Annotated in this window: 21 protein-coding genes; 12 read left to right on the top strand and 9 right to left on the bottom strand. The window is 70.0% G+C overall.

Features of this window, described 5'->3' with window-relative positions; genetic code table 11:
- Positions 1-67 precede the first annotated feature (67 nt).
- On the bottom strand, positions 68-820 hold the full coding sequence (locus tag JFB92_RS15585; RefSeq protein WP_199040692.1) for a hypothetical protein: 753 nt from the start codon (positions 818-820) through the stop codon (positions 68-70).
- 41 nt (positions 821-861) lie between these two features.
- On the opposite strand from JFB92_RS15585, the gene JFB92_RS15580 reads away from it, so the two are divergent.
- Positions 862-1,989 carry a DNA recombination protein RmuC gene (locus JFB92_RS15580; RefSeq protein ID WP_199040690.1) on the top strand — a complete coding sequence of 376 codons (1,128 nt, stop codon included), beginning with the start codon at positions 862-864 and terminating at the stop codon, positions 1,987-1,989.
- On the opposite strand, the gene JFB92_RS15575 is transcribed toward JFB92_RS15580, so the two are convergent.
- Positions 1,977-2,939: a 4-hydroxy-3-methylbut-2-enyl diphosphate reductase gene (locus tag JFB92_RS15575; protein WP_307789177.1), complete on the bottom strand. Its 963-nt coding sequence runs from the start codon at positions 2,937-2,939 to the stop codon at positions 1,977-1,979. The genes JFB92_RS15580 and JFB92_RS15575 overlap by 13 nt on opposite strands.
- Positions 2,940-2,995: 56 nt before the next feature.
- On the opposite strand from JFB92_RS15575, the gene xseA reads away from it, so the two are divergent.
- The 3 genes from xseA to JFB92_RS15560 all read left to right on the top strand — a co-directional run bounded on the left by xseA (position 2,996) and on the right by JFB92_RS15560 (position 6,165).
- Positions 2,996-4,270: an exodeoxyribonuclease VII large subunit gene (gene xseA / locus JFB92_RS15570; RefSeq protein ID WP_307789176.1), complete on the top strand. Its 1,275-nt coding sequence runs from the start codon at positions 2,996-2,998 to the stop codon at positions 4,268-4,270.
- A 305-nt stretch (positions 4,271-4,575) separates the two neighbouring features.
- Positions 4,576-5,850, top strand: a complete 1,275-nt coding sequence (gene iscB, locus JFB92_RS15565) for an RNA-guided endonuclease IscB (RefSeq protein WP_233163341.1) — start codon at positions 4,576-4,578, stop codon at positions 5,848-5,850.
- A gap of 99 nt (positions 5,851-5,949) precedes the next feature.
- Positions 5,950-6,165, top strand: coding sequence for an exodeoxyribonuclease VII small subunit (locus JFB92_RS15560; protein WP_199040684.1), 216 nt, complete (start codon positions 5,950-5,952; stop codon positions 6,163-6,165).
- Between the two features lie 9 nt (positions 6,166-6,174).
- On the opposite strand, the gene JFB92_RS15555 is transcribed toward JFB92_RS15560, so the two are convergent.
- Positions 6,175-6,717: a DUF4245 family protein gene (locus JFB92_RS15555; RefSeq protein ID WP_199040681.1), complete on the bottom strand. Its 543-nt coding sequence runs from the start codon at positions 6,715-6,717 to the stop codon at positions 6,175-6,177.
- A gap of 36 nt (positions 6,718-6,753) precedes the next feature.
- Between JFB92_RS15555 and JFB92_RS15550 the strand changes: the two genes are divergently transcribed.
- Genes JFB92_RS15550 through JFB92_RS15540 form a run of 3 tightly spaced genes read left to right on the top strand, consistent with a single transcriptional unit; the run spans position 6,754 to position 9,236 of the window.
- Positions 6,754-7,641, top strand: a complete 888-nt coding sequence (locus tag JFB92_RS15550) for a carbohydrate kinase family protein (RefSeq protein WP_307789178.1) — start codon at positions 6,754-6,756, stop codon at positions 7,639-7,641.
- Between the two features lie 9 nt (positions 7,642-7,650).
- The gene (gene egtD / locus JFB92_RS15545; RefSeq protein WP_307789175.1) at positions 7,651-8,718 is read left to right on the top strand and encodes an L-histidine N(alpha)-methyltransferase; all 1,068 of its coding nucleotides are present in this window, start codon (positions 7,651-7,653) and stop codon (positions 8,716-8,718) included.
- The gene (locus JFB92_RS15540) at positions 8,649-9,236 is read left to right on the top strand and encodes a histidine phosphatase family protein (RefSeq protein ID WP_199040676.1); all 588 of its coding nucleotides are present in this window, start codon (positions 8,649-8,651) and stop codon (positions 9,234-9,236) included. Before egtD ends, JFB92_RS15540 begins: the two co-directional genes overlap by 70 nt.
- Positions 9,237-9,239: 3 nt before the next feature.
- Here the strand turns inward: JFB92_RS15540 and JFB92_RS15535 are convergent, their stop codons facing one another.
- Complete coding sequence (locus JFB92_RS15535; protein WP_199040672.1) at positions 9,240-9,602, bottom strand: Imm51 family immunity protein; 363 nt, start codon at positions 9,600-9,602, stop codon at positions 9,240-9,242.
- A 420-nt stretch (positions 9,603-10,022) separates the two neighbouring features.
- Between JFB92_RS15535 and JFB92_RS15530 the strand changes: the two genes are divergently transcribed.
- The gene (locus JFB92_RS15530) at positions 10,023-11,360 is read left to right on the top strand and encodes a hypothetical protein (protein WP_199040668.1); all 1,338 of its coding nucleotides are present in this window, start codon (positions 10,023-10,025) and stop codon (positions 11,358-11,360) included.
- Positions 11,361-11,402: 42 nt separating this feature from the next.
- On the opposite strand, the gene JFB92_RS15525 is transcribed toward JFB92_RS15530, so the two are convergent.
- On the bottom strand, positions 11,403-12,386 hold the full coding sequence (locus tag JFB92_RS15525) for a tetratricopeptide repeat protein (RefSeq protein ID WP_199040666.1): 984 nt from the start codon (positions 12,384-12,386) through the stop codon (positions 11,403-11,405).
- Entirely contained in the window at positions 12,376-13,368 is a 993-nt protein-coding gene (locus JFB92_RS15520; protein WP_199040664.1) for an NB-ARC domain-containing protein, read from the bottom strand. The genes JFB92_RS15525 and JFB92_RS15520 overlap by 11 nt, the downstream gene beginning before the upstream one ends.
- A 112-nt stretch (positions 13,369-13,480) precedes the next feature.
- Here JFB92_RS15520 and JFB92_RS15515 point away from each other — a divergent pair, with 112 nt between their 5' ends.
- The 3 genes from JFB92_RS15515 (at position 13,481) to JFB92_RS15505 (ending at position 14,958) form a co-directional block, all read left to right on the top strand.
- A complete protein-coding gene (locus JFB92_RS15515; protein WP_199040660.1) occupies positions 13,481-13,819 on the top strand; it encodes a hypothetical protein in 339 nt (112 codons plus the stop codon).
- 199 nt (positions 13,820-14,018) lie between these two features.
- The gene (locus tag JFB92_RS15510; RefSeq protein ID WP_199040657.1) at positions 14,019-14,282 is read left to right on the top strand and encodes a hypothetical protein; all 264 of its coding nucleotides are present in this window, start codon (positions 14,019-14,021) and stop codon (positions 14,280-14,282) included.
- A 46-nt stretch (positions 14,283-14,328) separates the two neighbouring features.
- Entirely contained in the window at positions 14,329-14,958 is a 630-nt protein-coding gene (locus JFB92_RS15505; protein ID WP_199040654.1) for a hypothetical protein, read from the top strand.
- Here the strand turns inward: JFB92_RS15505 and JFB92_RS15500 are convergent.
- Both JFB92_RS15500 and JFB92_RS15495 read right to left on the bottom strand, forming a co-directional pair.
- Positions 14,914-17,055 carry a HelD family protein gene (locus tag JFB92_RS15500; protein ID WP_199040651.1) on the bottom strand — a complete coding sequence of 714 codons (2,142 nt, stop codon included), beginning with the start codon at positions 17,053-17,055 and terminating at the stop codon, positions 14,914-14,916. The genes JFB92_RS15505 and JFB92_RS15500 overlap by 45 nt on opposite strands.
- Before the next feature lie 72 nt (positions 17,056-17,127).
- The gene (locus tag JFB92_RS15495) at positions 17,128-17,559 is read right to left on the bottom strand and encodes a GNAT family N-acetyltransferase (RefSeq protein WP_199040648.1); all 432 of its coding nucleotides are present in this window, start codon (positions 17,557-17,559) and stop codon (positions 17,128-17,130) included.
- A 370-nt stretch (positions 17,560-17,929) separates the two neighbouring features.
- Here JFB92_RS15495 and JFB92_RS15490 point away from each other — a divergent pair, with 370 nt between their 5' ends.
- Entirely contained in the window at positions 17,930-18,472 is a 543-nt protein-coding gene (locus tag JFB92_RS15490; protein ID WP_199040647.1) for a thioredoxin family protein, read from the top strand.
- 5 nt (positions 18,473-18,477) lie between these two features.
- On the opposite strand, the gene JFB92_RS15485 is transcribed toward JFB92_RS15490, so the two are convergent.
- Positions 18,478-19,395 carry a cation diffusion facilitator family transporter gene (locus tag JFB92_RS15485; RefSeq protein WP_307789174.1) on the bottom strand — a complete coding sequence of 306 codons (918 nt, stop codon included), beginning with the start codon at positions 19,393-19,395 and terminating at the stop codon, positions 18,478-18,480.
- Between the last annotated feature and the right edge of the window lie 17 nt (positions 19,396-19,412).

Raw genomic sequence — 19,412 nt, 5'->3', positions numbered from 1 at the left:
CCCCCCCCCCCCCCCCCCCCCCCCCCCCCCCCCGGCCGTGTCCGGGTCCGCGCCCTACCGGCGCGGATCAGAAGTCGAAGCCTCCACCGAAGTCTCCACCCATGTCGCCCCCGAAGTCTCCGCCCATGTCACCGGTGTCCTCCGCTCCCACGTCGGCACCCGCGTCACCACCGGCGTCGGCGCCGGGGTCCTCGGCGGCGCCCTCGACCATGCCGCCCGCGTAGGCGGGCATCAGCATCGCGTCGATGACCATCATGCCGACCAGCGCCCCGCCGACACCGGCCAGCGCGGGCTTCCACCACGGCGTGTTGTACCAGCCGGACGGCACGGGCCTGCCGTCCACATTGCCGCCCGGGTAGTAGTGGCGGTTGTCTGCGGTGGGGCTCGGAGAGCCGGTGTACGCCTGGCCCTCGACCTCGGCCGAGACCGGTTCCTTGAGCGATCCGGCGCGAGCCTGCCCCGGCAGGAGCGGCACGTCGGGCCCGGGGTCGATGCCCATGGCCTCGCGACCGGCGCGGACGTAGTGGAGCCCCTCGACGGCGGTCTCGGCCGCCAGCCGGTACTGGTGGACGCTCGCTGCCGAGTCCAATTGCGACCCGGCCGCCGTGTAGCGCTCCCCGGCGTCGGCAAGCGCCTGCCCGGCCGCGAGGTTGTCGCCCGGGGCGGTCAGATTCATCGTCTGCCCCCCGAGCCGCTCGTAGAGGCGGCGCGCCTCGGCCTCGGCGTCGGCCAGCTCGCGTTCGGCGCGCTTCTTGTTGGAATAGACCACGAAGGCGATGACCGCTATCGCGATCACCAGCAAGGTCAACCACAGTCCCATGTACCGAGCCTACCCGCGACCTGGCACTTACACTTGCCGCTATGACGTGGGTCCTATTGGCGGCGGTGTGCGTGGCCGCCGGAGCGGTCGCCGGATGGTTCGCGGGGCGGAGCAGGCAGGCCGCCGAGCTGGCGGCGGCGCAGGCGCGCCTGGACGCGGCCTCCGACAACGAGGAGCGCCTGGAGGCCAAGCTGACCGCGGTCGCCTACCAGGCCACCGACCATTCCCGGCAGGCCGTCGGCGAAGTCCTGGCCCCGATCGCCGATACGTTGGCCCGCTACGAGAACCGGCTCGGCGACGTCGAGAGGGCCCGCCTGGACGCCTACGCGCAGCTGCGCATCCAGCTCTCCGGGGTCGCCGACATCTCCGAGGACCTGCGCGACCAGACCGGGCGGCTGCTGTCGGCCCTCAAGTCCCCGCAGGTCAGGGGCCAGTGGGGCGAGGTGCAGCTGCGGCGCATCGTCGAGTCGGCCGGGATGGTCGAGCACTGCGACTTCTCCCAGCAGCAGGCCGGGGAGGTCGACGGCCGGGCCGTGCGCCCCGACCTGGTGGTGCGCCTCTCCGGGGAGCGGACGATCGTCGTCGACGCCAAGGCCCCGCTCCAGGCGTACCTCCAGGCCCTGGAGTCCGACGACGAGGAGGCCCGCCAGGTCGCGCTGAAGACCCACGCCAAGCACCTGCGGCGGCACGTCGAGACCCTGGCCGCCAAGGAGTACTGGAGGGCCTTCGACGACACCCCCGAGATGGTGGTCCTGTTCGTGCCCGCCGACGCCTTCCTGGACGCGGCGGTGCGGTCGGACCCGGTGCTGCTGGAGGACGCCTTCGCGCGCGGGGTGGTCGTGGCCTCACCGTCGACGCTGATGGTCCTGCTGCGCACGGTCGCCCACACCTGGAGGCAGGAGGCCCTGGCGCGGCACGCCAAGGAGGTCCACCGGCTCGGTCGCGAGCTGCACGAGCGCCTGGCGACGGTCGCCGGGCACTTCTCGAGGCTCGGCGGCTCGCTGGACGCGGCGGTGAACTCCTACAACGCGGCCGTGGCCAGCATCGAGTCCCGCCTGCTGGTGACCGCCAGGCGCTTCAACGAACTGGAGATCGCCGCCGACGAGCCCGAACGGCTCGAACCGGTCGTGACCCCGGCCCGCAAGCCCACCTGGGATCAGGCCGACTGAGCGTCCTTCATGTCCTTGACCAGCTCGCGCGGGAGCTGGAAAGTGATCTTCTCGGTCACCGGCTCGACCTCCTCGACCTCGCCGAAGCCGCGCTCGGCCAGTCGGTCCAGCACTTCTTGGACCAGGCTGTCGGGGACCGAGGCGCCCGAGGACACCCCGACCGTGCTCGCGCCGTCCAGCCATTCCTGGTCGATCTCGCTGGCGTAGTCGACCAGGTGGCCGGACTTCGCGCCGTGCTGGAGGGCGACCTCGACCAGGCGCTTCGAGTTCGAGGAGTTCTCCGAACCGACCACGATCACCACATCGCAGTCGGGGGCGATCTGCTTGACGACCTGCTGCCGGTTCTGGGTGGCGTAGCAGATGTCGTCGCTGGGCGGGTCCTGGAGCATCGGCAGCCGCTTCTTGAGGCGGTCGACGGTCTCCATGGTCTCGTCCACCGACAGGGTCGTCTGGGAGAGCCACACGACCTTCTCGGGGTCGCGGATCTCCACGTCGCCGACCGAGTCGGGCCCGTCGACCAGCTGGATGTGGGCCGGGGCCTCGCCGGAGGTGCCCACGACCTCCTCGTGGCCCTCGTGGCCGATCAGGAGGATGTCGTAGTCGTCGCGCGCGAAGCGCCGCGCCTCCTGGTGGACCTTGGTCACCAGCGGGCAGGTCGCGTCGATGGCCTTGAGGTCGCGCGCCTCGGCCTGCTCGTGGACCTCCGGGGCCACGCCGTGGGCCGAGAAGACCACGACCGAGCCCGGCGGGACCTCCTCGTTCTCCTCGACGAAGACCGCGCCCCGTTCCCGGAGGGTGTCGACCACGTGCCGGTTGTGCACGATCTCCTTGCGCACGTACACCGGAGCGCCGTAGAGCTCCAATGCCTTCTCCACGGTCTCCACGGCTCGGTCCACGCCCGCGCAGTAACCGCGCGGCTTGGCCAGCAATACTCGCTTGGGGTCCACCACGCCTCGATCGTAACGGGCTTCCGGGCATTGTCACAGCCTGCGGTTAGGCTGAGTTCGTGACCGACGCCGCGCCACGAACCGGACCCGACGCGCCCATGAGCGCCGAGAACCCCTGGCCCCTGCGGGTGGTCTCCAAGAAGATCGGCGACTGGATCGCGCGCCTGGGCGAGGTGTGGACGGAGGGGCAGATCACCGAGATCAGCCGCCGCGGCCGCACCGTCTACCTGACGCTGCGCGACCCTTCCGCCGAGGTGTCGATGCGGGTCGTGGACTTCACCGGCGCCAGCGCCGCGGCCGAGCCGCCGCTGCGCGACGGCGCGCAGGTCGTCGTCCGCGCCCAGCCGCAGTGGTGGGACAGGAACGGCTCGCTCTCGCTGCATCTGCGGGAGATCCGGCAGGTCGGCCTCGGGGAGCTGCTGGCGCGGCTGGAGCGGCTCAAGAAGCTCCTGGCCGCCGAGGGCCTGTTCGCCGCCGAGCGAAAGAAGCCGCTGCCGTTCCTGCCCTATCGGATCGGCCTGGTCACCGGCCGGGCCTCCGACGCGATGCGCGACGTGCTCAAGAACGCCAAGGTGCGCCTGCCGGCCGCCGACTTCGAGGTCAGGGAGGTCGCCGTCCAGGGGACCCGGGCCGTGCCCGAGGTGTGCGCGGCGCTGGCCGAACTGGACGCCGACCCCGACATCGAGGTCATCATCATCGCCCGCGGCGGCGGCTCGATGGAGGACCTGCTGCCGTTCTCCGACGAGACCCTGTGCCGGGCCGTGGCCGAGGCGACCACACCGGTGGTCTCGGCGATCGGCCACGAGCCGGACACGCCGATCCTCGACTACGTCGCCGACTGGCGGGCCTCGACGCCCACCGAGGCCGGCAAGAAGGTCGTCCCCGATCTGGCCGAGGAGCAGCGCGGCCTCAACATCAGCCGCACGCGGCTGCGGCAGACGCTGCTGGCGCGGCTCGACAAGGCCGCCGCCGACATCGAGGCGATCCGGGCCCGGCCGGTCCTGGCCCGCCCCGAGTCCATGCTCGACACCCGCGCCGAGGCGGTGGACAACCTCGTCCACCGGATGCGCTCGCGCGTCCAGTCCCGCCTGGAGCGCTCGATCGACGACCTGGAGCACCTGCGGGCGCGACTGCGCACCCTCTCCCCCCAGTCCACACTCGACCGCGGCTACGCGATCGCGCAGGACGCCCAGTCCGGCGCGGTCCTGCGCGACGCCGCCGACGCCGGTGAGCACATCCGAGTCCGACTGGCCGCGGGAAGCCTGACCGCGGCGGTCACCGAGAAGGAGGAGTCACTCGCTTCCCGGCCTTCGGGTAGGGATTCGTCCCAATGAACGGGACGGGTCGGAGTGACCAGACCGAGCCATCACTGTAGGAGGTGATCTCGATGGCTACGTTGGATACAGGACAGCAGACCCACCAGCCTGTGCTTCCTCAGCAGGCTGCTCTGGAATCCGTGTCAGCAGACAACCCGGAAGCAGGGACGAAACGGGACGTGGACGCCGTACTGGCACCTGGTTTCCAACATGGTCGAGGGGAGACTGTCGGTGGTTCACCTGCCATCGACGGCGTCACCCCCGTGCCCGCAAGGGCCGGGGAGCGGCCGCGTGAGCGGCACCCAGCGGTATTCGTGCTCGACATGCACGGCTCACCGTTGCAGCCGACGACGCCCGCAAGGGCGCGAAAGCTGCTGAAGTCCGGGCGGGCAGTGGTGGCCCGCCATACCCCATTCGTGATCAGGTTGAAGGACCGCACGGTCTCAGATTCACAAGTGGATGGGGTGGAGGCCGGTATCGACCCTGGCAGCAAGCACACCGGCATCAGCGTGTTCACGGCCGACGGGGGTGAGCGACGCGGCCGGTATGCCATTCAGGTCGACCACCGGGGGCCGGCCATCGGAAAGAAACTGGATCAGCGGTCCAACTACAGGAGACGGCGCAGGAGTTCGAATCTGCGGTATCGGGCTCCCCGGTTCGCCAATCGTGCCCGGCCGAAGGGGTGGATCGCGCCATCGCTTCGGCATCGTGTCGAGACCACCATGACGTGGGTGGATCGGCTATCGCGTTGGGCGCCGGTCCGGAAAGTGCACGTGGAACGTGTCGCGTTCGATACCCACGCCATCAGCGCCGGACGGTCTTTGGAGGGAGCCGAATACCAACAGGGCACTCTACATGGCTACGAGGTTCGGGAGTACCTGCTGGCGAAGTTTGACCGTGTTTGCTCCTACTGCGATGCCACCGGTGTGCCGCTCAACATCGACCATGTTCATCCGCGATCTCGGGGCGGCTCGGACCGAGTCTCGAACCTGGTATTGGCGTGTGTGCCGTGCAACCAGGCCAAGGGCAGTCAGGATTTGCGCGAGTTCGCCCCTGACCGGGCCGAACGGATCCTCCAGCGAGCCAAGGCACCGCTGCGGGACCCGGCAGCGGTTCAGGCCACCCGCTGGGCGCTGTGGCGCACCATCGAAGCCCGACTCCCCACCGGTGTGGGAAGTGGCGGCCGCACCAAGTGGAACCGGCAACAGTCCGGCGCGGCTAAGTCGCACACGCTGGATGCCCTGCATGTCGGCAAGCTCGACAAAGTCACCGAGATGGTCATGGAAGTTCTCATTGCACGATGCAGTGGACGCGGCAGATACGCTCGAACCAGCCCTGACCAGCACGGGTTCCCCCGGCTTCGCATGCCTCGCACCAAGACCTTCTTCGGGTTCGCAACCGGTGACCTTGTCCGAGCGGTCGTCCCGAAGGGTAAGTATGCCGGGCATTATAGGGGGCGTGTCGTAGTCCGCAGCTGCGGCAGCCATACCGTGCGAACTGCTGCCGGTCCAGTCAAGACCTCCCACCGGAATCTACGTCTGCTTCAACGCGGAGATGGCTACACCTACGCGGTCGCCAAGGAGGAATGCTCCTCCTGAGAGTGAGCCACCCAGAGGCAGCTCCACACTCCATTCCCTGCCTTGCAGCAGCATGATTTCCATCCGGCCACAGGCCGGGACAACCAAGGGAGGAAACCAATGACCGACGAGAACCTCACCTACGAGGAAGCCCGTGCCGAGCTGGTCGCCACGGTCGAGCGCCTGGAAGCGGGCGGGGCGACCCTCGAGGAGTCGCTGAAGCTCTGGGAGCGCGGCGAGGAGCTGGCCGACCTGTGCCAGGACCACCTGGAGGGCGCGCGGGAGCGCATCGCCGCCCGCACCGGGGACGGGGAGGAAGCGGCCGAAGACGAGTAGGCCGCCGGATCAGAGCCCGGCCGCTACGCCCTCGGCGAGTTCGGGCAGTTCGGCGGCGCCGTCGGCGTCGGCCGTCAGCACGACGTTCGTTCCGGCCAGCTCGGTCGCCCAGGCTTCGCCGTCGTCGGTGTCGTAGGCCGACCACAGGACGCCGCCGGCCTCGACCTCGCGGCCGCCGCCGTCGATCTGCTCGTAGACCTCGGACGGGTCGCCGGTGGTCTGCACCAGTTGGAGTCCGCCGCCGTCGGGCGAGTACCAGCCGGTCCGCAGCATGATCGACTCCTCGCCGGCGTCGAGCGCGCTGGAGATCGGCTTCCAGTCCTCGGACAGGTCCGGCCGGATCACCTCCAGGCCGAGGCTCTCGGCGGTGAGGTAGTCCTCGGAGGTGTCGGCGACGCTGACCTGCCGGTCCTCGGAGGCCCAGTCCCAGAGCGCGAAGAAGATTCCCAACGGCACCAGCAGCACCGCCATCGACATCGCCATGTCGCGCATGCGACGCTGCTTGGGGCGCCTGGTCGGCTCCCCCGTAACCTTAGGGTCATTGCTGGACATGCTCCCCATATTAAGAAGGAGTCCGCCTTGATTCTCGTGGCCGGCGAGAACGTGATCGACCTCGTGCCCGCACCGGGCGGCCAGCTCCGTCCGACCTGCGGCGGCGGGCCCGCGAACGTGGCGGTGGCGCTGGCCAGACGCGGGGTGCCCACCGCGCTGGTCGGATCCGTCGGCGGCGACCACTTCGGCAGGCAGGTGTGGCGGCGCCACATCGCGACCGGGGTGAAGCGCGACTATCTGGAGCGGACCGAGCTGTCCTCGACGCTGGCGCTGGCCGTGGTCGACGAGGACGGGAACGCCGCGTTCGACTTCTGGACCACCGGCACGGCCGACTTCGCTTGGAGCGACAAGGAACTGCCGCAGCCCGACCCGAACCGGGTCGACGTGATCCACTTCGGGTCCCTGGCGGCCTACATCGAACCGTCGGCGAAGATCCTCGAGGACTGGATCAACCGCTCCCGGCGGGCGGTGCCGGTCTCGTTCGACCCGAACATCCGGCTCAGCGCGATGGGCGCGGCCGACCGGGTCAAGGAGCGGACCGAGCGCCTGGTGGGCCTGTCGGACCTGGTACGGGTCTCCGAGCGGGACCTGGCGCAGATCTACCCGGACACCGACGTCGACAAGGTCGCCTACGAATGGCTCGAACTGGGGCCGCACCTGGTCGTGGTGACCCTCGGCGACGCCGGTTCGGTGGCCTTCCACAAGAAGCACGTCACCGAGATGGACGCGCCGCAGGTCGAGATCGCCGACACGATCGGGGCGGGCGACACGTTCACCTCCGGGGTCCTGGGCTGGCTGACCTCGGCGGGCTGGATGCGGCGCGACCGGTTCGCCGCGTGGGGCAACAAGACGGTGGTCGCGGCCGCGCTGCGGTATGCGAGCCAGATCGCGGCGCAGGCCTGCACGGTGCCCGGCGCGCCGTAAGATCGTTCTGTGCCGGAACCGGAACTGAGAGTCTGCCTCGACGAGGAGGACCTGGGCGCCGCGCTGCGCTTCGACGCGCGGCGCGGGCTGACCTCGCACCCGAAGCACCTGCCGATGCGGCTGCACTACGACGGTCGCGGGTCGGCCCTGTTCAACGAGCTGACCCGGCAACCGGAGTACTACCCGACCAGGTGCGAGCGGGAGATCCTGACCGGCCGCGCCGACCGGATAGCGGCGGCGGTCGGGGCCGCGGGCGATCCGGTCACGGTCGTCGAATTGGGCGCGGGCTCGGCCGAGAAGATCCGGGTGGTGCTCGATGAGCTGGCCGCCGGGGGCCGCCTGGCCTCGTTCTGGCCCTTCGACGTCGCGGCCGGAGCGGTGCGCGAGGTCATGATCGACCTGGCCGCGGCCTACCCCGGCATCGAGCTCGGCGGCATCGTGGGCGACTTCACCCGGCACCTGGAGCACCTCCCGGACAGCGGCGGGCCGAGGCTCGTGGGGTTCCTGGGCGGGACGTTCGGCAACTTCACCGGCATGGAGCGCCGCCAGTTCCTGCAGGACCTGCGCGAGGCGCTGCGCCCGGGCGACTGGTTCATGGTCGGGGCGGACCTGGTCAAGGACACCGAGGTGATCCTCGCCGCCTACAACGACGCGGCCGGGGCCTCGGCCGAGCTGAACCGGAACGTGCTGCACGTGCTCAACCACCGGCTCGACGCCGACTTCGAGCCGGAGAACTTCGAGCACATCGCCATGTGGGACAGCGCGAACTCGACGATCGACATGCGGCTGCGCGCGCTGAAGCCGATGAGGGTCGACCTGGCCGCGATCGAGCTGGACATCAGCTTCGAGGTCGGCGAGGAGATCCGCACCGGCATCTCCTCCAAGTTCGGCCGCGGCGAACTCGAGGAGGAACTGGCCGCGGCGGGATTCGTCCCCGAGCACTGCTGGCGCGACGCCGAGGACTACTTCGGCCTCTTCCTCGCCCGAATCGGGTTAGGGTGGCGCGCATGGGAGAGATCGTGCTGGTCCGCCACGGGGAGACGACCTGGTCGGCGACCGGCCGGCACACCTCGGTGACCGACCTGGACCTGACCGAACACGGTGCGGCGCAGGCAAAAGCGATGGGGCCCATGCTCTCGAACCGGGATTTCGCCGCGGTCTGGTCGAGCCCGCGCAAGCGGGCAACGAGGACCGCGGAGCTGGCGGGCCTGGAGGTCGACGCGGTCAAGCCGGACCTGGCCGAATGGGCCTACGGCGAGTACGAGGGCCTGACCTCGGAGCAGATCCGGCGGGACGATCCGGACTGGACGATCTGGACCGGCGGCGGCCGGGGCCCAGGCGGCGAGTCCGCTGACGAGGTGGAGGAGCGCCTCGACCGGGTCATCGACGAGGCGCGGCCGCTCCTCGAGGAGGGCGACGTGGCGTTCGTGGCCCACGGCCACAGCCTGCGGGTCGCGGCGGCCCGCTGGCTGGGCAAGCCCGCCCGCGAGGGCCGGATCTTCACCATCGAGACCGCCTCGGTCTCGACGCTGGGCTTCGAGCACGGCCGCGAGGCGGTCACCCGCTGGAACCTGACCGCCGCTCTGGCCCGCTGAGCTCTAGTCGAGCAGGTCCAGCTCGTCGGCCGCCTCCAGCGCCTCGACCAGCCGGGCCGGTTGGGCAAGCAGCAGTTCGAGCGCCGCCGCGACCTCACCGAGCGCGGCGCGGTCGCTCCCGTACGCGCAGAACATCCCGGCCTCGGAGTCGAAGGAGAAGCGCTCCAGCAGCTCGGCGCGCTCGACCAGCCAGGCGTGGACGGCCGACTGCCAGTCGTAGCCGCTGCCTTCGAGTCCGTGCGCGCCGAACACCTCGACCAGGTGCGCGTCGGCCGGACCGCCGGGGCTGTAGATCACGGAGTCGGAGCGCTCGCCCTCGATGAACTTGACGTTGGGGAACCGAGCGAATTCTGGTCGATCTGCCATCCCCGAGAGCCTAGGCCACCCCACCGACAATCCGATCCGAGGAGCGAGGCCGCCTCCACGGGTTAAACTTGGCGTCGCGACACGCAGTAGTCATCCACAGGTATAGAGGTAACTCAGCTAAAATGCGGCGGACCCCGGACCCCGGACCCCGGACCCCGGACCCCGGACCCCGGACCCCGGACCCCGGACCCCGGAACACTGGGCGCTGAACGCCTCGTCGTCCTCGCCGGCCGGACCCTCCAAGCCCTAGCCCGCCTGCATTACGATCTGGCGCCCCTCCTCGCGGTCGACCACCGGATCAAACTCCTCTACTCCCTCCACGGCGACTCCGACCGCCGCCATCTCGCCGAGCGCAGCGCCCTCGGAATCGGGATCCCGCTGACGCCGTGGAAACGAGCCTGCGCCGAGCGGCCCGACCTGGTGGTCTCCGCGAGCGCCGACCCGCAACTGCATGAGGCCGCGGCTCCGGTCGCGCTGATCCCTCACGGGGCCACCTACAACCGGGTACTCAAAGGACTCTCGGGAGCGGCCGGGACGGCTCGCGAACAGCTCCTGGGCCCCGGCGGGGAGCTTCCCGCACTGCTCGCCATGCCCGGCCGGGCCGCGATCGACCAACTGGACCGGGACTGCCCCGAGGCCGTCCCGTTCGCCGAGATCACCGGTGACCTGTGCATGGAGCGTCTGCGGATCAGCGCCCCCATGCGCGCGGCCTACCGCGAGTCCCTCGACGTCGGTCCCGAGCAGAAGCTCGTCGCGGTCTCGTCCACGTGGGGCCCGTACTCGCTGACGGGGACCGACCGGTCCCTGCCGGAACGCCTCCTGATCGACCTGCCGGCGGACGAGTTCAAGGTCGCCTACATACCGCACCCCAACATCGACGCCGACCACGGCGGCAACCTGATCGCCTACATGCGACCGAAGCTCCAGAACGGCCTGATCATGGTGCCGCCGGACGAAGGCTGGAGGGCCGCGCTCATCGCGAGCGACTGCGTGGTCGGGGACTCGGGCTCGGTCAGTCTCTACGCCGCGAATCTCGGCAGGCCGGTCATGCTGGCCGCCTTCGCCTTCGAGGAGATGGCGGCAGGGACCCCGCAAGAGCGGTTCGGCCACTCGGCTCCGCGATTGGACCGCGAGGCCGCCCCCGCCCCGCAGATACGATCCATTCTGGATGGCAGTGTCGAACGCCACCGGCTCCTGGACGACGCCTGGAGTGAACCGTCCCCCGGCCCGGCCGCACAGGTCCTCTCGCGGATCTACCGCCTGCTCGACCTCGCACCCGATGCGGTGGAACCCGAAATGTTGCCGCCCCCGATCCCGATACCGGAGTGCGAGCCCATGAACGCCTGGCACTGCTCGATCGGGTTCGAACACAGCGCGATCACCTGGGCCAGGTACCCCGCTTCGACGCCGAGGAGGGACCTCGGCCATCTGGTCGTGGACACCGCGTGCAGGAGGCCGCAGTTCCGAGGCGATGCGGCCGTCCTCCTGTCTCACGCTTCCGCACGCGAACCGGCACGCGCCGAGGCAGAGGCGCGGACGCTGCTCGACGCCTATCCGCGCAGCTCGATCGTCAGCGTCCGCACTGACCGGAACGAAGCGCTGGTCTTGGAGCGGGGCGGCGGCCGCTTCCGAGTCGTGGCCGATCGCCCGCTTCTCGACCTCGTCCCGTCAGCGTTGCTGCGCGCCGGGAGGGACCGGGTCTTGAACCTCGGGTTCGGATCCGTGCCCGGCCAGCCGGTGATCGAGCCGCCCGACTGATCGCCCGGAGCCATCGAGTGTGGCCCGCGGATCCCGCCGGGGCTACTGTTCTTCGGCGATGAGGCGCCGCACCTCTCCCGCCGCCGGGTCTCCCATGGACTCGTATTCCTTCAGCGCCTCTCGGAGCAGTTCGTTTCGCCGCGGATTAGCGGTCAGCAGCGCGAACTCGACCAGACCGTCCGCCATCGGCTGGAGCATGCCCTTGTCGCGGGCGAGCTCCAGGGCCCCGCTGACACGTTCCGCCGCGCCTTCCGATCCCTTCCGCAACGCCAGCAGGGCCGCGTCGATCTCGAGCATGAGACCCGAGCGCCTGTCTCCCACCTCGGCGAAGCCCTGGCGCGCGTTCTCCAGGTGCCGCGACGCTATCGCCACTTCGCCCTGCGCCAGGTAGCACTGCCCGAGGAAGCGCTGCTGCAATGCGACGACCCGCGGTCCGACATCGTCGAGCTCGCGGACCTGCATGCGCGCGTTGCTCAAAGCGTCCTCGAACCACGAGATCGCCTCGTCCCACAGCCGCCGCTTCTGGAAGAGCCTGCCGGTGAATTCGAGGGCGGTGCCCTGGAGCACCAGGTCGCCGAACTCCTCGGCCGTCCGCCGGATCTCCGCCAGCGCCGCCTCTCCCTCGTCGAAGCGGCGGGCGTCGGTGAGCATCTGCGCCGCCAGCAACGACATTCGGATCTGAGCTGCGGTGTCGCCGTCCTGTTCGGCGGCCCCGGCGGCCATCCGGTAGCACCGTTCGGCCTCGTCGAAGGTGCCGCTCGAGGTGAAATAGGCCCACATCGCCTCGGCGAGCGCCCACGCCTCGAAGTTCCACTGCCGGGACACCGCCAGTTCGATCAGGGCCAGCAGGTTCCGGCGATTGGAGGCGAGCCATACCTGCGCCTCCGTGTCGTCCTCGAATCCGGAGGTCTCGACTCCCTCGACGAGGTCGCGTTGGACGCGGTACCGCTCGCCCATGATCAGGCGGTCGGCGACCTGGGCCTTCCGCAGGTGCCAGCGCACCAGCTGCCGCTGCTCATCGGTCATGGGATCCTCCCCGGCTCGCTCCGTCCGGTCCGGCCATCAGCCGCCACCGGTCGTTCCCGACCTTCACCAGCAACCGCACTCGTTTCAGGTCCTCGGAGGGCCGGTCGTCCTCGGAGGCCGCGTCGATCGCGTCGAGCAGGGACTGCTCGACGACCGGATGCGGCAGGAGACCCAGCGCCTGGTAGACGCGAAGCGCGCCGTCTCCAAGGGAGTCCAGCGCCCTCAAAAGCAGGCGCCGTTCCCGGCCGTCTCCGGCCAGCTCCACCAGCTCCTCGATGCCCACCGCGCCGGCCGAGACGATGCCGCCCGCGTCGAGCAGCAGCCCCGGACAACCCTCGAAGGACTCGACGAGGCGCTCGATGACCTCTTCTCCGAGCGGCATGGCCCGCTCCAGCAGGGCGGTCGCGTTCTCGACATCCAGCGGGGGCAGTTCGATCCTCAGTGCCTCGTGCCAGCGGAGGCGCTTCTCGGAGAGGACGATGTAGGCCGCCGATTCCGAACGCGGCCAGAACCGCTCGATGTCGCTCTTGAGGCTCGCGCCGTCGAGGACGATGACGATCCGCTTTCCGGCCAACGCCGAGACGTAGCGCTTCTCGAGCTCGCCTTCCTCCTCCGGCAGGCGCCCGGCGCCCAGCCGGTCGAGGACCGAACGCATCGCGTCGTCGGCTCCGGACGCGTCGAGCTCGATGTGCACGACACCGTCCGGGTAGGACTCCTTGATGATGCTCGCGACCACGGCCACCAGGGCGGTCTTGCCCACGCCCGGCGGACCGATGATGTGCACGGGCCGCGGGTCCGGTTCCCTCAGGTGCGGCACCAGGAATTCGATCGTCTCGGTGCGGTCGGTCCACACGCGCGGGCGGTAGCCGAGTTCGAACGGTTTGTTCAGTTCCGGCTCCCTGGCGGTGTTGACGGTCTGGGCCTGAATGACGGTCCGAACGCCGTCATTGAACTCGTTGTGGAACGAGGGGGTCGTGTCCATCAAGTCTCCCAATTCGGTGAACCGCACCAATAGTCCCACATCGTCCGCGCGCACGCGGGACGGCGAGTCGATACGATCGGTGATGAACCCCGAACGAGAATTGAAGGTGCCCATGGAACCGATCTTGATCTCCATCGCCGCCGCGGCGGCGGGCAAGGCGACCGAGGCCGCAGTGAAGAGCGGCGGGGCGGCCGTGAAGAAGGCCGCCGAACTGGTGCGGCGGCGCTTCGCCGGGAAGCCGGAGCTCGAACAGGCCGAGCAGGGGCGGATCGGAGTCGAGGAATTCGCAGAAGCGATCTACCGGGCCTGCGCGACCGACGACGAATTCCGCGAGCGGCTCGGCGAAGCGGCGGGCACGCGGATCACGGTCTCGAAGTTCCACAACGAGTTCCACGGCGACGTCAAGAACGTCGTCCAGGCCGAGAGGATCGAGAACCTCCGGCTGGACTGATCAGGGCTCCTCGGGCAGCGTCTCGCCGGTCTCCAGGAGGGTCTTGAGGCTCGACAGGAGCTGCGGCCATCCCTGGCTCACCATAGTCGACGGCTTTCGGTCCCATCGGCCGTTCCGCCGAGAACCGCGCGCGCCGCCGATCAGATATACGCCGGCGGTCGACTTCGGTCGGCCCTTGTCCCTCTCCCACGGAGCAGCAGTGAAACGAATACTCCAGGCCCTGGTGATCATGGTCGGCGGATACCTCATCTTCCGCGCGGCGGTCGATCCCTTCCTCCGGGATCCTTCGGATCCGAGCACCTTCCAGGACGACTGGGGCGGACCGACCTACATCGGCGCGCTCGCGGTCCACATGGGCCCCGGCATCATCTTCACGGCCCTGTTCTCCTGGTGGTTCGTCCGCGCCCGCCTCGCCAGGGCCGCCAAGAAACGCCAGGAAGCCGAATTCGAGCGACTCCCGTAGTCTGGTAGCGGCTTCCCCCTCTCCCCTATCGGAACCCGAGACCCCCATGGCCTCCTTGCTCGACATCCTCTCGCTGCTCCTGTGCGTCGCTGTCGTCGGCGGCGTCGTCTGGGTCGGCCTGCTCCTGGTCACCCGGACCGAACCCGGCCGGTCGCATTCCGAGTCCGCCACGAAACCGAGCCGCAAGGAACGGCTTCTCGGAGTGCTCAGTTTCGCGGCGGTCCTTGCTCTGACCTACGCGGCCACCGCGGTGCAGACCGCCTACGGCGCACCGCTCGGAACCCAGAGTTCGGAGACCGTCGAAGTCCTCGAAGTGCGCGAATGCTCCCGGCCCGCGTTGGATTTCGGACTCGTGGTGAGCTGCGACCTGTCCGGATACCAGCGCACGGACGACTACTGGTGGCTCGACGGCCCGGACTCGATCCTTTCGAGTGAGGCCGTCGAGCCGGGCGACCGCGTCGCCATGTTCACCGCCTCCGGTTGGACCCGGTTCTTCCAGCCCCTGCCGAGCGATCCGCAGTGGCGCCCGATCGAGGACACCGACAAACCCGATCTCCGGTGGCTTCCAGCGGCGGCACTGATCGCTGGGACTACGGTCGCTTCCTGGATCGGCCGGTGGCGGCGCTCCCGTTCAGGCGAGGTCGATACGGATCAGGCGCTGCGTGGCTCGGGTTAGGACCACGTAGGCCACCCCCGGACCGAGCTGGTCGGCGATCGTGTCGAAGTCGGCGGCTATCACCGCGTCCCACTCCAGGCCCTTCGATTCGAGCGGGCCGACCAGGGTCACCCGGTCGTCGTGGAGCACGCCCGCCAGTTCGCCGTGCCGCGAGTACGGCGCGATGATGCCGACCGTGCCGTCCACCGCGCCCAGGGCCTCGACCACCGCGCCCGCCACCTCCGGCAGCAGCGCGTCGGCCGCGACCGTCCGCTCCTCGACCTCGACGCCGGTCTCGCGGACCGCCTCGGGCAGGTCGATGTCCTTCAGCTTCGGCGTGGCCCACGCGGCGGCGTAGTCGTAGACCTCCTTGGAGTTCCGGTAGTTCTTGGTCAGGTGGAACTCCTCGATCCGCCCTCGCGGGACGGCCCGCCTGCGGGCGTCGGCCGACTCCTTCGGGCGCGGCCAGCTCGACTGGGCCTCGTCGCCGACGATCGTCCAGCCCGCGGCCCGGCCGCGGCGGCCCAGCATGCGCCACTGCATCGGGGACAGGTCCTGGGCCTCGTCGACGATCACGTGCGCGTAGTCCTCGTAGAACGCGTCGCGGGGCTGCCGCTCGCCGCGGTCGTAGTAGCGGTCCTGCGTGGTCGAGACCTCTTGGACCCCTCCCCAGGAGCGGATGCGCTCGCCCCCGCGCGGCTCGGGTTTCACGCCCAGGAGCATGCGGAGCTCGTCGAGCAGCGCCACGTCCTGGATCGAGAAATCCGGTTCCCGCAGGCTCGCGGCCACCTCCTCGATGACGCCGTGCCGCAGGTGGCTCTCGGCGGCCGAGGCCAGGCGGCGGGGGTCGCCTCCCCAGCCGAGCACGTCGGCCGGGTCCAGGTCGGGCCACCAGTGGTCGAGGAACGTCAGGAACTCCCCGCGGGAGCCGACGTCGCGCGAGAACTCGGCCGGCTCGGATTCGGGCAGGATGGCCTTGACCTTGCGCCACAGGGCGACCAGCAGGGCCCGGCCGGCCTCGGTCTTGGCCAGGTTCGGGCGCGGCTCCTTCTCGAAGGCCCTCGCCCGCGCCGCGGCCAGCTCGGCCGCGTCGAGCACGAACAGCTCGCCGCGGTAGACGATGCGCAGCTCGTCGGGCGTGCCGGGCGGGGTCTGGCGCACCAGGCGCCGCAGGATCGGGAGCATCACCGTGCCGCCCTTGGCCGCCGCGACGCGCGGCGGGTCCTGGCGGGTCGCCTCGACGTCGGTGTAGAGCTCGCCGAGGGAGTACAGGGCCGCGGTCTCCTCGCCGAGGCTGGGCAGCACGCGGCTGATGTAGCGCATGAACACCGCCGAGGGCCCCACGACCAGGATCCCGGCGGCCTCGTACTTGGCGCGGTCCTGGTAGAGCAGGTAGGCGGCGCGGTGCAGGGCGACGACGGTCTTGCCGGTGCCGGGCCCACCGGTGATGAGCGTGGCGCCGCGGCCGGGCGCCCGGATCGCGGCGTCCTGTTCGGCCTGGATGGTCGCGACGATGTCGCGCATCCGACCGGTGCGCTTGCGGCCGAGCGCGGCCATGAGCGCCCCGTCGCCGATCACGGGCAGGCGGTCGGCGGCGTCCTCGTTCAGCAGGTCGTCGATGACCTCCTCGACGCTGCGCCCGAAGGAGCGGATGACGCGTCGGCGGGCCACCTCCTGGCGGTCGACGGCGGTGGCGCGGTAGAACGGCGCGGCGGCGGGGGCCCGCCAGTCGACCAGGAGCGGCCGGTACTCCTCGTCGCGGACGCCGAGGCGGCCGACGTGGCGGACCCTGCCGTCGTCGAAGTCGAGGCGGCCGAAGACCAGCCCTTCGTGCTGGGAGTCGAGGTCGGCGATGCGGCGGGCGGCGCGGTAGACGAACACGTCGCGCTCGTACTGGGCGCCGGGGACGGTGGCACTGCGGTGCGCGTAGCCCTCGTCGCGGTGGTGCTCGGCCTCGGATCGCAGCACGTCGACGCGGTCGTAGACGCGGTCGACGTAGTCCTGCTCGAGGTTCACTTCCTGTTCGGGGGTGTTGGCGGGGTCGGGGGCGGGTACGGCGTGAGACGTGTCGACGTCCTCCGGGTGTTCGACGTCGACGGGACCTGGCGTATCGGACACGGCGCTCCTCGCTCGAATTCGGGAACGCACCAGCCTATCGCGCGGCGGGCCCCGACGTCTTCGAATCCACCGCTATGTGCGCCCCGCCCACTGCTTGGACATCCACACCGTTTCGCCTCCGTCCAATTCCGCGAAGCCGTAGCGCCGGTAGAGCTCCTGGGCGTCGCCGGTCGCGAGCGCGGCTCGGCGGAGCCCCATCCTGTCGAGGTCGTCGACTATGTGCGCGACCAGGCGCTTGCCGAGCCCGCCGCCGCGGGTCTCCCGGTCGACGTAGACGTCGCAGATCCAGGCGAAGGTGACCCCGTCGGTGACGACCCTGGCGAAGCCGATCTGGCGGTCGGCGTCGTAGACGCCGTAGCACCGCGAGTCGTCGAGGGCCTGGTCGTTGCGTTCCCTGGACCGGCCGGTGGCCCAGTAGGTGTCGGTCGAGAGCACCTTGTGGACCCAGGCGCGGTCGAGACGGTCGGGGTCGGTGGAGATCTCGTGGCCGTCGGCTCGTTCCATGGCCCAAACCCTACGGCCGCCGGTCGGGCGGGGCCAACAACGAAATCACATGCCCGAATAGCAATGTCTGCACCTGTCAGGTTTTTGACTTCGCAAGTCGATTATGCCGTTGTACGTTATTTCTGCGCACTCAAGTGGTGGAACGGCGACGCAGAGTCTGCTCGACGAAAGACATAGCCTCCATCACCAGGGGGCCGCCCGGCGACGTGGGGTAGACGGGCGGCCCGCGGCGGGGCCCCGTTTACCTGGCCCGGGGTCCCGCCGCCCATCCCGAAGGGTTGGGCGGCACGTCAGTTCATCGTCGTTGCCCCCGGCGGATCGGCTCCCTAGGATTGAAGCGACCATCGACCTACTGAGGAGTGCGACAGTCATGGCCATCGGTTCGAATATGGTTCCGCTCGGAACACCCGCTCCCGATTTCACCCTCTCCGACCTCGACGGGATCGAGCGTTCGCTGTCCGATTTCGACGCGCCGGCGCTGCTGGTCGCGTTCATCTGCAACCACTGCCCCTACGTCAAGCACATCGAGCAGGCGTTCGCCGAGTTCACGGCCTCTCAAGCCGACCTCGACGTGGTCGCCATCTGCACCAACGACGCCGAGAACTACCCCGACGACGCCCCCTCCGGGCTGGCCGAGCAGGTCGCTCGCACCGGATGGAGCTTCCCGTACCTGGTCGACGAGTCCCAAGAGGTCGGTCGCGCCTACAACGCCGCCTGCACCCCGGACTTCTTCCTCTACGGGCCCGACCGCAAGCTGGCCTACCGCGGCGCCTTCGACGGCTCGACCCCCGGCAACGGCGTGCCGGTCACCGGCGAGTACCTGGCCGCGGCCATCGAGCAGGTCCGCAAGGGCGAGCCGGTGCCCGAGCCCCACCACCCGTCCACCGGATGCGGCATCAAGTGGCGCGATTAGCGCCTTCAGTCGCCGTCGGGCGGGCCGTACGGGGTGAGGAAGACGTACTGGATCGACGGGAACCGCTCCCGCAGCCGGTCCTCGACCTCCCGCCCGGTCCGCTCGACGGCCGCCCCGGTGGCCCCGTCGCGGAAGTCGACGCGGGCCGCCACCAGCACCGAGGTGGGCCCCAGGTGGAGGGTCAGCAGGTCGCCGACCGCGTCGATGTCCTCGGCCAGTTCCATCTCGGCCCGGATCAGATCGCGCAGCCGCTCGGGCACGGCCTTCCCCACCAGCAGCGACACATTGGCCTGACCGAGGATGACGGCCACGGCCACCAGCAGCACGCCGATCACGACCGAGGCCGCGCCGTCGAAGACCGGATCGCCGGTGACCTCGGTGAGCGCCAGGCCGAGCGCGGCCACCAGCAGGCCGATCAGCGCCGCCGCGTCCTCCAGGAACACCGCCTTCAGGCTCGTGTCGGGGGTCCGCCGCAGGAGGGTCACCGGCCGGGTCCGCCACCGCCGCGACTCCGAGCGCACCTGCTTGACCGTGCGCCCGAACGAGATCCCCTCCATCACGAAGGCGACCGCGAGCACGATGTAGGAGACCAGGTAGTCGGCCTCGCCGCCGGAGTCGATCGAGTGGAGGCCGTGGGTGATCGAGAACAGTCCGCCGGCGACGAAGGTGAGCGCCGCGGCCAGCGCCGCCCACAGGTAGGCGGCGTTCCCGTACCCGAAGGGGTGGGCCGCGTCGGCGGGCCTGGCGCTGGAGCGCAGCGCGGCGTAGAGCATCCCCTCGTTGACGGTGTCGGCCGCCGAGTGGGCGGCCTCGGAGACCATCGCCGCCGAGCCGCTGAGGACGCCGGCAACGAGTTTGGCCACCGCGATGCCGAAGTTCATCAGCGCGGCCACCACGACGGTCACCACGCTCTCGGTCTTCACCGACTCACTCCGACCCG

This window comes from Glycomyces salinus (assembly GCF_016428645.1).
In the GTDB taxonomy this organism is placed as follows: domain Bacteria; phylum Actinomycetota; class Actinomycetes; order Mycobacteriales; family Micromonosporaceae; genus Glycomyces; species Glycomyces salinus.
This window is presented reverse-complemented; position numbering and strand designations above follow the sequence as displayed.